Genomic DNA, 14,639 nt, shown 5'->3' on the forward strand with positions numbered 1-14,639 from the left:
TTTGATTTGATTAGAAAAGAACTTATAAATTTTCTAGATTCGCTAAAAAAAGTTAACAAACAAAAAATTTTAGTTTTACCTGATGGATATCTCCAAGATTTTGACGATGAGGAAGAGGTTTTCATTTATCCAGATTTTGACATATTTCCATTTGAAAATCTGGATATCTCTCCAAATATCAAAGCAAAGAGGATGAAAACGTTACATGCCTTATTAACGAAAAAGAACGTGACCGTTTTAACTACCTTTTCATCCTTAATAAGGTACACCTTGCCTAAAAACGAATTTGTAAGCAAAAAGATCAAAGTTGGAGATACGTTCGATCTTGATCATAACGTTCCTTACCATTTAGGATACAATCTTTCAGAAGAAGTAACTAGTCCCGGAGAATATTCTAAAAGAGGTTTTGTCAGAGACTTTTTCATTCCAATTTACGAACAACCGGTTAGAATAGAGTTATGGGATGAAGTAATAGATAGAATATCCTTTTTTGATTCTTATTCCCAAAGGTCTATTGAAAATTTAAAAGAAGTTGAGATAATTCCAGGATCTGAAATTATGAAATTTGATCACAACTTAGAATTTTATGAGGAGAGATTAAAAAAATATCTTAATGGGACAAATGAAGAAGAGTTTCTGACTCTCGACCAATTCAATACCCTTCCGGGAATCTTTTACAAAGATAAAAACACAATATTTAGTTATCTTAATGAAGATGGAGATATTTATTTAATCAACAAAGAAGAAATCATAAACTCTTACTCTGAAAAAGAAAAAGAAAATTATGAAATGTGTGACACTGAACTAAAACGAAAAATATATAAAATGTTTTCTGGACATAACCTTGAAATTTTAAACAAAATAAAATATGAAGAAGTTAAACTTACCTTAGAAAAGATTTATTTTATAAAATCCAAAAAGGAAGATAAAAGGTTAGAGTATATACCTCTTCTTGATTGGGAAGATCTAAACGATGGGGACTTGGTAGTACACGAAGATTATGGGATAGGAATATATCACGGCGTTAACAAAGTTGAGACTCTTTTGGGTTTGAGAGAGTTTGTAACATTAGAATACTCCGATAATTCAAGGGTATATGTCCCAGTAGGTAGGTTAGACAAACTATCTAAATACATCGGAGACCCAGAATCCGTTAAAATATCTTCTTTGAACAGTAAAAGCTGGAAAAATACAAAGCAAAAGGTAAAAGAAGAGATTAAACAAAAGATAGAAGAGCTCCAAAAGATCTATGCCTTAAGGGAAAATCAAAGAGGAATACAACTATTTGGAGATCCTGAATTGGAAGAAAAATTCAAAGAAACCTTTCCTTACGTCGAAACACCTGACCAAGAAAAAAGTATCAAAGAGGTTATGAGAGATCTAGAAAGTGAAAGACCGATGGATAGATTGTTGTCAGGTGATTCGGGATTTGGTAAAACTGAAGTTGCAATGAGAGCAGCTTTCAGAACGGTTGTTTCAAATTACCAAGTGCTATTATTAGCTCCTACAACGATACTTGCCAAGCAGCATTACGAAAATTTCAAACAAAGAATGGACTCTTTTGGAATTAAGATAGCTTTAGTTACCCGTCATAAAACTCAAAAAGAAAAGAAAGACCTCTTTGAAAGTATAGGAAAAGGTCAAGTAGATATAGTAATAGGGACGCACGCCTTATTATCAGATTTATTGCAGGTAAAAAACCTGGGATTAGTTATAGTAGACGAAGAACAAAGATTTGGTGTACTTCAGAAAGAGAAATTCAAAAAGTTAAGTGATGGAGTAAACTTCCTTATGATGAGCGCCACTCCTATACCTAGAACCTTATACATGTCTATCAGCGGCTTAAGAGACATCTCCACGATATCGACGCCGCCTGTGGGTAGGTTACCCATTCAAACATTTATTGGGAAATACTCAGATAAGTTAGTACGCACGGCTATTTTGAGAGAAAAATCTAGGGGTGGACAAGTAATCTATATTCACAACAGAGTTCAGGAATTGAATGAACTGCATAAAAAATTGCGAATCCTTGTCCCAGAGATAAAGATAGCAATGGTTCATGGCGGGACACCAAAAAAGGAGTTTATAAAATCTATAAACGATTTGTATGATGGAAATATTGATCTCCTTCTTTCGACAACAATAATAGAAAATGGAATAGATATACCCAATGTCAATACCCTTATCCTAGATGACCCAGAAAGGTATGGGATCTCTCAGTTGTATCAAATTAAAGGAAGAGTTGGAAGATCTAACAGAAGAGCTTTTGTCTACTTTCTATTTAAAAAAGAAGTTACCCCTCAAACCAAAAAAAGGCTGGAAGCAATCAAACAGTACAATGAACCAGGAAGTGGATTAAAGCTTGCTTTGAGAGATTTAGAAATTCGTGGATACGGGGATATATTGGGAATAGAGCAAAAAGGTCATATTAACGCGATAGGGTACCATCTGTACCATGAAATGTTGAATAAAATTTTATTTGAATATGGGATTAAAAAGGAAGAAGAAATTCAAAAACCTCAAACTTACACAGAGATAAAAGGTATAAAAGGTTCCCTAGTTATTCCAGAATCATATATTTCTAATTCTATTGAAAGAATGAGAATATATAGAAGAATATCGGTGGCTAAAACAGTTGATGATGTTGAGGATATAAGGTCTGAAATACGCGATAAATATGGTAAATTTCCAGAAGAAGTTGAGAGATTGTTTCAGTACGCTTTGATAAAAGTTAAAGCCAATATGGAAGGCATTAAAGAGATAGAAATAGGAGATACTTACATATCTTTTAAATTCGAAAATGATGTAAATCCTGTCATTGAAAAGTACAACAAATATTCAAGAAAGATTACCTTTTATCCAGAAACGAAAGAACTCATTAGTTATGGGCCAAAAGATCATATGAAATATATGGAAAAGGTTTTTTCTTAAGAGGTGAAAAATGTGTTGAATGATACAATAGTAGCCATTTCATCTCCGATTGGTACGGGAGCCATAGGGGTAGTAAGAATTTCTGGCGATCACGTTAAAAACATAATAGACCAAGCATTAAAAAGAAAAAAATATACACCTAAGAAGATGTACTATGGTTGGCTTTACGATAAAGAAGGAGAAAAAGTCGACGAGATTACCTGGGTTTACCATTCACAGCCTCACTCTTATACAGGGGAGGATATGCTTGAAATATTTTGCCATGGTGGTAAACTTATCACTTATGCTGTACTCAATACGATTATAAAATATGGGGCAAGACAAGCTTTACCTGGGGAGTTTACAAAACGTGCTGTCTTAAACGGTAAGATGGATCTCATAAAAGCAGAAGCTGTAAACAATGTGATTACTTCAGAGACGGAAATCTCTTTAAAAGCCTCTTTTAATCAACTTAAAAATGCTGTTTCGGAAAAAATCAAAGACATAAAAAACAGTTTGCTAAATATCTCAGCCCAGATCGAGGTAGAAATGGATTATCCTGATGACATAGAATTTCAAGATCACGATTTAAAAAATAAATTAGTCCATATCGTAAATAGTATGAATCAACTACTAAAAGAAGCTGAGAACGGTATTATAGCCGTTGAAGGTGTAAGAACAGTTATAGTAGGAAAGCCGAACTCTGGGAAAAGTACCTTGTTAAACGCCCTTTTGAGAAAAGATAGAGCGATTGTAACTGATATTCCTGGGACAACTAGGGACACAATAGAAGAAAACTTGAACATAAACGGCATATACATAAGGCTCATAGATACAGCCGGAATACGATATACAGAAGATACCTTGGAAAGGGTTGGAATAGAAAGGACCATAAATTCTATAAAGAATTCTCATCTAATCTTGTTTGTTTTGGATGGTACAACGCCTTTCACCCAGGAAGACGAACTAATTTATAATAAATTAAATGAATTGGGAGATAAAACTGTTATAATTATATTGAATAAATCCGACTCTCCTAATTTTACAGAGAATAATTATCTATCTTTGAAACAAAAAAATCCAAATGATTTTGTTATAATTTCTGCAAAGAACGGAGCAATTAAAAATTTGGAAAATAAGATTTATGAAAAATTTTTTGAGAAGGTCAACATAGAAGAACCAACTCTAACTAACCAAAGGCAAAAGATAACTTTAGAATCATCTAAAGAGTTTGTTTTAAACGCCATTAATTCGCTTGAGAAAGGTTTTTCTAACGATATAATTATGTATGACGTAAGAAAAGCACTTGAAAAGATCTACGAACTCTCTGGGGAAAATTATACTGAAGAATTACTGGATAAAATCTTCTCCACATTCTGTGTTGGAAAGTAGGAGGTAAAATATATGTATCTGTTAGTTTCAATTTTTTTTGGACTAATCCCCTTGATACAATTTTTCATAAAAGGTTGGTACTTTTTTGGACTATCTTCTATAGGCTTAATTGTTTCGTATTTTATGCTTAAAAAGAGGGGAGCCAAACCATTCATCACAGAAGGTGCGCTCTTATTAATCTCGCAGCTTTTTATGAATATAATTGGGCTATCAAATATACCGATATTTTTATATATCTCTTTGGCAGCGGTTTTGATTTTTGTTGCCTCGAGAGATGAAAAAATAGTTGACGATTTGAAAGATTATATAAAAGAGACAGGCCATTCTAAAGAAAATTGGGATTTTGAAGTATGTTTTTTTGGAATGGGGCAGATTAAAAATATCGATCAATTAACAAATTTATCCACTGCTGCATTTGGTTTTTCAGACAAAGGTATAGCTTTCAACACTAAGTTAAGAAGTGGGAATTACACGAGGTTCATTGATTATAATGAAATAGATGATTTCGGAATGTTCAAACTGCAAAAGAAACAAGAGTTGTACTACCCCAAAATAAGAGATATGTTCATCTGGCCAAGTAATATGAGCACTATGCATAAACCGTATATAAACACCTACGGTTTATATCTTTTAGTGGGGGATGAATCTTTGACTTTTTATGAATCGCCAAGTATCATACTTAAAATATCTGAACATTTAGAAGAAGCGAGGAGATAGACAATGAAAATTTTGAAGATGTCGTGGTATGAGATAAAAAAAGTACTGAGAAATAGAGGAGTATTAATACTAAGTATTATAATACCCGTTATTTTAGCATATTTTGGCTCTTCATTCTATCCTGCAGATATGGCACAAGATTTCCAGTTGGCCTTATATAACGAAGATAACAGTCTTTTAGGTAATTTCAGTTTCATTTTGATAAAACAATTTTTGAATTTTGAGAACACCATCGAAATTAAAAATGATGACCAATTAAACCAAATAATTAGAGAAGGAAATTATGATTCAATATTGATCATTCCAAAAGGTTTTACGCAAGATTTGATTGATCACAAGCAGACGGTCTTGTACATTATACCAAACCCTCACAAAATTCAGAACAGTATGATGGTCTATACCGGTTTTAAAGCTGTTTTTGATGAGCTAGCTGGGATACCAGAAATAAAAGTTGGCTCCACAACTGAGTTCTTACTTCAAGGAGGTATAGGGATCGACGAAACGAGGCCCAAGCCGGAAATAAAAATGCTTATACCAAGTGCCTCTGATGGTTCTTTAGTTGTTTCTCCCACTACAAATTTGGGGATTAATGATATGTTTGCTCCTATCGTTGCGGTGGTTGTAATCCTTTTGTTATCTATGATAGGAATAGCCTCTTCCATCGGTCAAGCCAGAGAAGTTGGATTACTAGATTTATACATATCAAATGGATTAAAAACGTGGCAATTCATTTTATCAAAAATAATATCGTACATCATAATAGGTTTCGTTGCAGGAATGTTCTCGTGGTATATGTTTAGAATGTTTGGTGTTCAATCACAAGCTAACCCATGGAATTTGATCTTACTTGTTTTAGTATCCGTATTTTCTTTCACCTCTTTTGGCTTGTTTTTATCTTCTTTTTTAAAAACTGCTCGAGCAGCTTCCTTCCTTGTAACGGCAATGATTGGAGGAATGTTAGTATTTGGCGGTACTTTAATTCCAATTCCTACAGGAAGCATTCTTGAAAAGATTGCGAACCTATTTCCCGTTAAATACTCTTTAGATGGCTGGAGAAAAATAACGGTATTAGGTTATGGCTTAAGTGATATAAGCTTTGAAATTCTAATTTTATTAGGTTTTGGACTTTTTTTCTGTTTGGCATCATTACTTTTGTTACAAGCTACGCAAGAAACATAGGGAAGGAATAAGGGAGGTCTAATTCGGTGAATCATATAGCCTTTTTAACGGATTGGGGGCTTTCTTCATATTATGTCTCTGTTTGTAAATCTGTTATAAAAAGAATAAATCAAAATGCTGATATAATTGATATCACCCACAGTGCTGGACATTTTAATATAAAGAAGTATGCAGCTATAATTTTTAGAGCCTGTCAAGATTTTGAAGAAGGGACCGTCTTTTTGTGTGTTGTTGATCCAACCGTAGGTAGCCCAAGGAAACCGATCGCATTGAAAACGTCAAAGTACAACTATTATTTTGTTGGACCAGATAATGGTTTATTTACTTTTGTGATGCAAGAGTTCGGAGTTGAAAAATCTGTTGAGCTATCCGACAAGAGATTTTTCTATAAAACCGATTATTCATCAACATTTCATGGGCGTGATATATTTGCACCAGTGGCTGCATACATTTCTAAAGGTATCAATATCGATCATTTTGGACCCAAAACTGAAAAATTAGCAAATTTAGATGTGCAAAGACCTATTATTGAAGATAACAAAATAATATGTGATTATTTATATTCAGATGATTTTGGAAATATCGAAACTAACTTATCTTCCAACCATATAGAACATTTAGATTTAAGCAAAAAGGTAACAGTTGAAATAAACGGTACAAAAGAAGTTGTTAGGGTCGTGAAGAACTACTCTGAAGTTAAAAAGGGCGAATTATTGTTACATGTTGACAGCTCAGGATTCTATGAGATTTCTGCCAATCAATCCAGTGCGGCTAATAAATTTAACCTAACCGATGATTTTGAAGGGAAGATAAAGATATATCTTGAATTATAAATCAATAAAAGATCCGATCGAAATTACATACACTGTAGAAAGGTCAAAATTCATTGGTAATATCGCAAAGACCAATTCGGTTGATGAAGCACAAAAATTTATAAAACAGATTTCCCAAATGTACAATAACGCCACGCATAACTGTTGGGCTTATAAGGTGCATGAGGGAGGAAGAGAAATCGCTAATTATTCCGATAACAATGAACCATCAGGCACCGCTGGCAAACCTATATACGGTGTAATTGAAAAATTTGGTCTCTTGAACGTGACCATTGTTGTTACGAGGTATTTTGGAGGAGTGAAATTAGGGATTCGAGGTTTAATAGATGCCTATTCTAAAACAGCTGAAGATGTTGTTAAAGCTTCTAAAGTGGTTACCTATGAAAAGGTATTTATTTACGAGGCAAAATGTGACTACAGTAATTTTTCCTTCATACAAAACCTCATGCAAAAACAGAATAACTTCAAAATAATAAAGCAAAACTTTTCAGACGAAGTTTATTTCATATTTGAGGTATTAGAGGATAACAAAGAAGATGTGTTATCACTAATAAAAAACAAGGTGTACAAATTAAATCTTGTCGGCAATTCGGAGGGAACTTTGTGAACAATAATTTATATAGAAAATACAGACCAAAAGATTTTGATGAAATTTTAGGACAACCTCATGTAGTAAAATACTTTAAAAACGCTTTGAACAAGCAAGAAGTTTCTCATGCTTATATTTTTTCGGGTCCGCGGGGCACCGGGAAAACCACTACCGCCAGAATACTTGCCAAGGTATTAAATTGTAAGGATCCTCAAGGGTACAATCCTTGCAACAAATGCGAGAACTGTGTTTCTATAAACAATAACAGTTTTTTGGATGTAATTGAAATGGATGCGGCTTCGAATAGAGGAATAGACGAAATTAGAAACATCAGGGACTCCTCCAATTACAGGCCAGTCTATGGGAAATACAAAGTATATATAATCGATGAATTTCATATGTTGACAAGAGAAGCATTCAACGCGCTATTAAAAACGTTAGAAGAACCACCTTCACATGTTATTTTTATTTTAGCAACCACAAATTTGGAAAAAGTCCCTGATACCATCATTTCTAGGGCTCAAATTATAAACTTCAAAAATTTAGGTCAGAATGAAATAGTAGAAGGATTGAAAAATATAGCAAGCTCTGAAGGAATAGAATATGAGTTAGACGCCCTAGAAATCATTGCTAAAAGGGCAAAAGGTGGGATGAGAGATGCCATATCGATGTTGGAACAAGTAGAAAAATTTGGAGAGAAGAAGATCACTCACCAAGACACCCTCGATATACTAGGTTTGTTCGATGAAAATTTTATTGTTCAATTCATAGAAAATGTCTACAATTCAAAAATCGATGAATTTTTGGCGCAATCTGAAGATCTTTTCAATTTAGGGAAAGATCCAGAAATTCTTTTGGAGCAATCCATAGAATATATTTTTGATTCACTAATTAACGAGAAAAGAAGTAACTTAATTCACTTAATGGGGACATTCAACGATATACTTAAAGATTTAAAATACAGTGAAAATAAAAGGTTGATTTTCGATGTGGAGATCTTAGATTTCATGCATAAAAATTCAACTACTTCCTCAACTATATCTTATGATAAAGAAACAACTCCAAAAAGAAAACAAGTAGCCACAGAATCCGTTCCCAAAGAAACTCAACATCCAATTATGAAGAAGATTCTTGATTACTTCAGCGATCCACACGAGAAGAAGTCCAACATGGCTATATACCTCGCTTTGCTATTTTCGAATCCGGAAATTGAAAACAATAAAATACATTTCAAATTCTCGTCAAACCAAAAGTTAGAATATGAAATCCTAAAAAAGTATGTAGATGAATTAAAGGTGAATATATTTTTGCTGATCGATGGATCATACGAAATCACTTTTTCTCTCGAAGGTGGCGAGGTGGAAAGTCTGACCCAACAAAAAGAAAAAGCCAATTTGAGAGAAAAGAAACTGTTCTGAGGGAATTACATGCTTAATATAATCTCTGCAATGGGTGTTGAAGCACGAGCGATAATAAAATATTTAAATTTAAAAAAAACAACAGATAGACCTTTTGAGAGTTATCACGACGACGAAGTCAACCTTGTAGTATCAGGCGTAGGAAAAATCAACGTAGCCGGAGCTACATCTTATCTATTGAAAGATACCTTAAAAGGTTATCCCCATAATGATTATGCAATAAACATAGGAATATGTGGTAGTTTAAATAACAAATTTGAAGTTGGAGATCTAATTTTAGTTAATAAAGTAGTAGATTATGAAAGAAAAAGGAAGTACTATACGGATATCTTAGTCGAACACAACCTAAAAGAAGGTTCCATTCAAAGTATAGATATTCTCAACAGCAATTATGAATTTGAAGAAGATTTAGTCGATATGGAATCATCGGCTTTTTTTGAGATTGCTTCAAAATTTTTGTCTGTTCATCAGATATATGTAGTAAAAATAGTCTCCGATAAAGTAAGTAAAAATCAACCATTAGAAAGATTGACTAAAAAGTATATAGATGAGTTGATTTACGATAAATTAGAAGAAATTTTTTCTTTCACAAAATTGGTGAGTTCTCTACTAAAGTTATTTCAACCTATTCTTCAACAACAAGACGAAGAAATCATAGAGAAGGTATCTAAAGGTTTGAAGCTAACGTTCTCACAGACCAAACAACTTGAAAATGCATATGCCTATTTCAAATCTAATAAGAAAGTAAGCCCTTTATTCTTAGAAGAATATTTTAACTACATTCCAAAAAGCCAAAAAGGAAGGGATGCGACTTTTGAAGATCTCAAATCAAAACTATACAAGTGAAACCTTCTCACATATCTACATTGAAAAAGAATCTTTAAATTACTCCCTAACAAATGAAATTACTAACAAGCTAAACAAAAGTAAGATAGTATATATAGATAACTACAATGAAATATTCTCTAGAAAGAACCAAAACCCTTTTCTACAAAAACTCTCACCGTCTTTGATTCTAGCAGTTAACAAGGGTGATTTTATCTATAAAGGGTCTCCTTTGTGCCATGACTTTGAACAACAAAATTTCTACTACACAAATTTCATAGTTAATTGTCTGTTCGATTGCGATTACTGTTATTTGAAAGGTATGAACTTCTCTTCCCACATTTTATTCTTTGTTAATCTCTCAGATTACTTTCATGAATTAAGCAGATTGTTAAGTGAAGAAGGGAAGCTTTATCTAAGCATATCGTATGATTCAGATATCCTTCTTTTTGAAGGGATCTACCCATTTTTAAAAGAATGGATAGAGTTTGCTAAGGCAAACCCTTTGATAACTATAGAAATTAGGACTAAAACAACCAATTATAAAAAATTTTTGAACTACTCTCCATTAGAAAATTTGATCATTACATGGAGTATATCCCCCCAAGAAGTAATAGCAAAATATGAAAAAAACACCCCCTCTTTAGAAAGAAGGCTAATGGCTATATCTCAGTTACTACAAAAAGGTTGGAAAGTCAATTTAGCGTTGGATCCTATACTTTATATAGGAGAAGATTGGGGAGAGAAATATAAGGCGTTCATTAACCTGATATCACAGAACATTAACTTAAAGAAGATTAATGCGATTACACTGGGAGTATTCAGAATGCCGTCTGACTACTTAAAAAGATTTAAGAAGTTTTTTAAATCTCCGATTGCATTTTTCCCTTATCAAACCGCAAATGGTGTATCCACTTACCCTGAGGAATTAAAAAGTAAAATGATTGAATTCGTCTCTTCAGAGTTGGAAAAAATATATGATAAAAGAAACATATACATAGTTTGATTGTTTTAGAAAAAAAGACGGACCAATGTCCGCCATTATTTAATGAATCAATTGATTAATTTTTTTACAAAAACAGGTAGAGAAAAAGATGCAACGTGAACTTCTTCATCGTAATATTTAAGTTCTTTATTAAACTCCCTAACCTTTTCAGGATCAAAATCTTTTATTGGATCCAAATTTTTTGAAGCAAACGTCCATGTCCATGTACCTGGCATATATTGAGGTACATAACCCATGTACAATCGAGCTACATTGAAGGTATTGCTGATTCTTTTATACGCCCTTATCATCCATTCTTTTCTTAAAAAAGGCTCCTCTGTTTGTGCAGAGAAAACTCCGTTTTCCTTCAAGGCTTCAAAACATTTATGATAAAACTCTTCGGTGAAAAGTAGTCCACCTTCACCTTCTGTGGGATCAGTGGAATCAATCAATATAGCGTCGAACTCATCTTTAAATTGAGAAACAAATTTACTTCCATCCTCATAGACTATTTCTACTTTTGGATTTTTTAACTCATAAGAAATGTTGGGTAAATACGTTAAAGCAGCTTCTACAACCTTTTTATCCAATTCGCAAAGGATCACTTTCTCTACAGAATCATGTTTCAATACTTCTCTGACAGTTCCTCCATCGCCTCCACCGATTACCAAAACCTTTTTGGGATCAGGATGTATGAACAAAGGAACGTGTGAGATCATTTCATGATAAACAAATTCATCTGAATCTCTCGTCATGATGAACCCATCTAATGAGAATAACTTTCCAAATGTTGGAGTTTCATATATATCTATTCTTTGATATTCAGTTTGTTCGGTATAAATGTGATTAGTTACTTCTGTGAAAACTCCTACATTATGTACTTTATCGTACTCGGTAAAAATAGTATGTGGAAAGTTAAAATTATTTTCAGCCATCAACTCACCTCTATTTTATGAGCGGAATTTTCAGGAATTCCTATTGAAGAAAAAACTCCTCGTTTGAATTCTTGACTCTCCTGTCTTTTTGAATTTAAAGCATCTTTTAGATAATAGAAAGCTTTCCATGGATCTACAGAATCTCCACAAGTATATATATCTAAAGAAGCATAATTGTATTCAGGCCAAGTATGAATTGCCAAATGAGATTCAGAAACAATTATTGCTCCACTTACCCCATGAGGTAAGAATCTATGAAATGTTGAAGTAACTATTGTTGCCCCTGATTCAATGGCTGCCTTTTTCATTAAGTATTCTATTTGTTCAACATCGTTTAGTATCTCTTCATCACAGTCGTATAATTCGGCTATCAAATGCCTTCCTAGGGATTTAGCCATCTCTCAATCCTCCTTTAAAATATTTCTATCCATATTAGAGTTGCTGAATTTGTACTACTTTTATTTTTTATGAAATGCTTCTTATTTGCTGAATAAAAAAAAGTTTCCTCTTTGCGTACCAAATAAACTTCTTTGTTTAGGTATAACTCTATCTCTCCTTCGATCACATATCCCAATTCCACACCTTCATGAGGTTTCTCAATATCCGTTGAACAACCTGGTTCCAAAACTACCAAAGAAGGTTCTATATTTTTTGGTTCTGACGTTGTTAAAAGAAGTTCTGCTTTAACCCCTGCTGGTGTATCATATATAGGTATTCTATCTTCTTTTGTGAAAACAATCTTTTCCTTATTTTCAAGATTTGAAAAAAAGTCTTTCAGATCAGTTCCTAAGGCTCTTAGAATCATTTCCAAATTTTCAACGGTAGGAGAAGCTAAATCCCGTTCAACTTGGGAAATAAAACCTCTAGTTAAATCAGATCTCGTCGCGAGCTCCTCTTGGGTCATGTTTCTCATTATTCGAAGGCTTTTTATCTTTTCACCTATTTGCATTCAAGGTTCCTCCAATAAACTATCAAAAATGCACAGTTAATTAAACAAGTCGGTTAATATTATAAATTTTTATTTTATATTTGTCAATTACAACAATTTACATTTATGTTTCTACAACATCAATTTTGAGTTGTTTGTGTTATACTAATAACTAGTGGGGTGGGGAGCATAATATACTTTTAAGGAGGACTTTTAAGCAATGCGATCGTATTTGAGGCCTTATCTAGGTATAGATTTAGGAACAGCAAACACTTTAGTTTATATGAAAGGTAAAGGGATAATTCTAAACGAACCCTCTGTCATAGCTATCAACAAAGATACTTCAGAATTGCTAAAAGTAGGAAAAGAAGCTAAAAAAATGATTGGGAAAACGCCTGCTAATATAATCGCCATCAGGCCTCTTAAAGAGGGGGTAATAGCAGATTACAATGTGGCTATGACGATGCTTAAGTACTTTATAAATACTGCATTGAATGGTTTTAGCTTTTTTAAACCAATGGTAGTTGTTGGAATACCTACAGATGCAACCCAGGTGGAAAGAAATGCTTTGAGAGAAGCAGCCTTGGATGCTGGATCCAGTAAGGCTTTTTTGATTGAAGAAGCCATGGCAACTGCTATTGGAGCTGGATTGGATGTAGAAGAACCCTCGGGAAATATGATCGTAGACATTGGTGGAGGTACCACAGAAATAGCTGTAATTTCACTTGGAAATATTGTATTATCCAAATCTATAAGGGTAGCGGGAGATTTAATCGACCAGGAAATTATCAATCACATAAAATCAAAATACAATATGGTAATAGGAGAAAAAACTGCTGAGAGGATAAAAATTGAAATTGGAAATGTTTTTGATAGTCCTCAGTACAATGATTTAAGCATGGAAGTGATAGGCTTAGACGTGCTAACCGGCCTTCCAAAAAGTGTTACGATCACAGGCTCAGAGATAAGAAATGCGATGCGGATACCGGTTAACAAGATAGTTGAAAATATTAAATTGGCTATCGAAGAAACTCCACCTGAACTTTTGTATGATATAGTAAATAGAGGTATATTTTTGGCTGGTGGAGGGGCTTTGATAAAGGGGATAAAAGAGCTATTAGAAAGGGAAACTTTGATAAGAGTTGTAATAGCGGATGATCCAATAACTTGTGTGGCAAGAGGGGCAGGGATGGTTATTGATAAGATAAACCTTATAAAAAGTATATCTCAAAAAGCTTAATATGAGATATTTTGGGATTTTATTTTTAGTAATTTTGATCTTTATTTCGATTTTATTTAATACTTTTGAAAGCTTGGGAGGTATTTTAAAACCTCTAACCTACCCGGTTGATATGCTTTTTTCAACGCTTCATTTCAAGATTTCAGAAAGAAATGCAAGTGCTGAAAAAATTTCTAATATCTTAGATGAAATTAAAAAACAACCTATTTATTTAATTGAAAGTAAAGAGATCGAAAATGTAGATTTAACGATCCCGCGAGGTATAATTTTGAGTGAAACAGAGCGCTCTTTTAACGTTTTGACGAGTAATGAAGGAAATTTAGAAAAAGGTTATTTAGCCGTTTCTACAGATGGAAATCTTTTAGGCTTTGTTGAAAATACATTTTCAGATAGAGTAGTGGTTAGAAAATTGGGTTGGGGAAACCAAGATTTTTTTGGAAAAATAGGTGTCGTAGATGTGTTGATAAAAGAAGATAAAGGTAATTTGTTGGTGGAAATACCTGATAATTATAATGTAATAATGGACGAACACCTAAACATGGATCTTCCCGATTATGTAAAAAGCGGAGAAAAAGAAGGTATATTTTTATCAGGTGAAATTGTTTCTAAATATGGAGATCTTTATCTTTTCAACCCTGTGATGATCGATGATTTTTTAGTTTACTTTTTTCCTTACTAAAGTAAAGAA

Annotated in this window: 14 protein-coding genes; 11 read left to right on the top strand and 3 right to left on the bottom strand. The window is 33.2% G+C overall.

All coding sequences use genetic code 11. The annotated features are described in order from the left end of the window. Positions 1-6 precede the first annotated feature (6 nt). Genes X926_RS06050 through X926_RS06090 form a run of 9 tightly spaced genes read left to right on the top strand, consistent with a single transcriptional unit; the run spans position 7 to position 10,869 of the window. Positions 7-2,931 carry a DEAD/DEAH box helicase gene (locus tag X926_RS06050; protein WP_103065407.1) on the top strand — a complete coding sequence of 975 codons (2,925 nt, stop codon included), beginning with the start codon at positions 7-9 and terminating at the stop codon, positions 2,929-2,931. Between the two features lie 12 nt (positions 2,932-2,943). Continuing rightward, positions 2,944-4,302 (top strand): tRNA uridine-5-carboxymethylaminomethyl(34) synthesis GTPase MnmE, encoded by a 1,359-nt coding sequence (mnmE, locus tag X926_RS06055; RefSeq protein ID WP_103065408.1) that lies wholly within the window; start codon positions 2,944-2,946, stop codon positions 4,300-4,302. 12 nt (positions 4,303-4,314) lie between these two features. Beyond that, positions 4,315-5,019, top strand: a complete 705-nt coding sequence (locus X926_RS06060; protein WP_103065409.1) for a hypothetical protein — start codon at positions 4,315-4,317, stop codon at positions 5,017-5,019. 3 nt (positions 5,020-5,022) lie between these two features. Next, positions 5,023-6,198, top strand: a complete 1,176-nt coding sequence (locus X926_RS06065) for an ABC transporter permease (protein WP_103065410.1) — start codon at positions 5,023-5,025, stop codon at positions 6,196-6,198. A gap of 26 nt (positions 6,199-6,224) precedes the next feature. Beyond that, the gene (locus tag X926_RS06070; protein WP_012209214.1) at positions 6,225-7,031 is read left to right on the top strand and encodes an S-adenosyl-l-methionine hydroxide adenosyltransferase family protein; all 807 of its coding nucleotides are present in this window, start codon (positions 6,225-6,227) and stop codon (positions 7,029-7,031) included. Beyond that, positions 7,021-7,638, top strand: a complete 618-nt coding sequence (locus X926_RS06075) for a YigZ family protein (RefSeq protein WP_012209215.1) — start codon at positions 7,021-7,023, stop codon at positions 7,636-7,638. Before X926_RS06070 ends, X926_RS06075 begins: the two co-directional genes overlap by 11 nt. Beyond that, a complete protein-coding gene (gene dnaX, locus X926_RS06080; protein WP_103065412.1) occupies positions 7,635-9,038 on the top strand; it encodes a DNA polymerase III subunit gamma/tau in 1,404 nt (467 codons plus the stop codon). Before X926_RS06075 ends, dnaX begins: the two co-directional genes overlap by 4 nt. Before the next feature lie 9 nt (positions 9,039-9,047). Further along, positions 9,048-9,884, top strand: a complete 837-nt coding sequence (locus tag X926_RS06085; RefSeq protein WP_103065413.1) for a hypothetical protein — start codon at positions 9,048-9,050, stop codon at positions 9,882-9,884. Further along, positions 9,853-10,869 (top strand): spore photoproduct lyase family protein, encoded by a 1,017-nt coding sequence (locus X926_RS06090; protein ID WP_103065414.1) that lies wholly within the window; start codon positions 9,853-9,855, stop codon positions 10,867-10,869. The genes X926_RS06085 and X926_RS06090 overlap by 32 nt, the downstream gene beginning before the upstream one ends. Positions 10,870-10,916: 47 nt before the next feature. Here X926_RS06090 and speE read toward each other — a convergent pair whose 3' ends face one another. From speE to X926_RS06105, 3 genes are read right to left on the bottom strand one after another with little or no spacing between them, the layout of a single operon-like run. After that, positions 10,917-11,783 carry a polyamine aminopropyltransferase gene (gene speE, locus X926_RS06095; RefSeq protein WP_103065415.1) on the bottom strand — a complete coding sequence of 289 codons (867 nt, stop codon included), beginning with the start codon at positions 11,781-11,783 and terminating at the stop codon, positions 10,917-10,919. After that, entirely contained in the window at positions 11,783-12,181 is a 399-nt protein-coding gene (gene speD, locus X926_RS06100; protein WP_012209220.1) for an adenosylmethionine decarboxylase, read from the bottom strand. Before speD ends, speE begins: the two co-directional genes overlap by 1 nt. A gap of 14 nt (positions 12,182-12,195) precedes the next feature. Beyond that, positions 12,196-12,732 (bottom strand): helix-turn-helix domain-containing protein, encoded by a 537-nt coding sequence (locus tag X926_RS06105; protein ID WP_103065416.1) that lies wholly within the window; start codon positions 12,730-12,732, stop codon positions 12,196-12,198. Positions 12,733-12,931: 199 nt separating this feature from the next. Here X926_RS06105 and X926_RS06110 point away from each other — a divergent pair, with 199 nt between their 5' ends. Beyond that, positions 12,932-13,951: a rod shape-determining protein gene (locus X926_RS06110; protein WP_103065417.1), complete on the top strand. Its 1,020-nt coding sequence runs from the start codon at positions 12,932-12,934 to the stop codon at positions 13,949-13,951. Between the two features lies 1 nt (position 13,952). Then, positions 13,953-14,630: a hypothetical protein gene (locus X926_RS06115; RefSeq protein WP_103065418.1), complete on the top strand. Its 678-nt coding sequence runs from the start codon at positions 13,953-13,955 to the stop codon at positions 14,628-14,630. Positions 14,631-14,639: the final 9 nt, after the last annotated feature.

Origin of the sequence: Petrotoga sp. HWHPT.55.6.3 (genome assembly GCF_002895495.1) — a bacterium.
In the GTDB taxonomy this organism is placed as follows: domain Bacteria; phylum Thermotogota; class Thermotogae; order Petrotogales; family Petrotogaceae; genus Petrotoga; species Petrotoga mobilis.

What these genes read in the sequence shown, in the direction of transcription:
- X926_RS06060 (WP_103065409.1), top strand. Translation starts at nt 4,315, where the DNA reads ATGTATCTGTTAGTTTCAATTTTTTTTGGACTAATCCCCTTGATACAA.
- X926_RS06065 (WP_103065410.1), top strand. Translation starts at nt 5,023, where the DNA reads ATGAAAATTTTGAAGATGTCGTGGTATGAGATAAAAAAAGTACTGAGA.
- X926_RS06085 (WP_103065413.1), top strand. Translation starts at nt 9,048, where the DNA reads ATGCTTAATATAATCTCTGCAATGGGTGTTGAAGCACGAGCGATAATA.
- speE (WP_103065415.1), bottom strand. Translation starts at nt 11,783, where the DNA reads ATGGCTGAAAATAATTTTAACTTTCCACATACTATTTTTACCGAGTAC.
- speD (WP_012209220.1), bottom strand. Translation starts at nt 12,181, where the DNA reads ATGGCTAAATCCCTAGGAAGGCATTTGATAGCCGAATTATACGACTGT.
- X926_RS06105 (WP_103065416.1), bottom strand. Translation starts at nt 12,732, where the DNA reads ATGCAAATAGGTGAAAAGATAAAAAGCCTTCGAATAATGAGAAACATG.
- X926_RS06110 (WP_103065417.1), top strand. Translation starts at nt 12,932, where the DNA reads ATGCGATCGTATTTGAGGCCTTATCTAGGTATAGATTTAGGAACAGCA.
- X926_RS06115 (WP_103065418.1), top strand. Translation starts at nt 13,953, where the DNA reads ATGAGATATTTTGGGATTTTATTTTTAGTAATTTTGATCTTTATTTCG.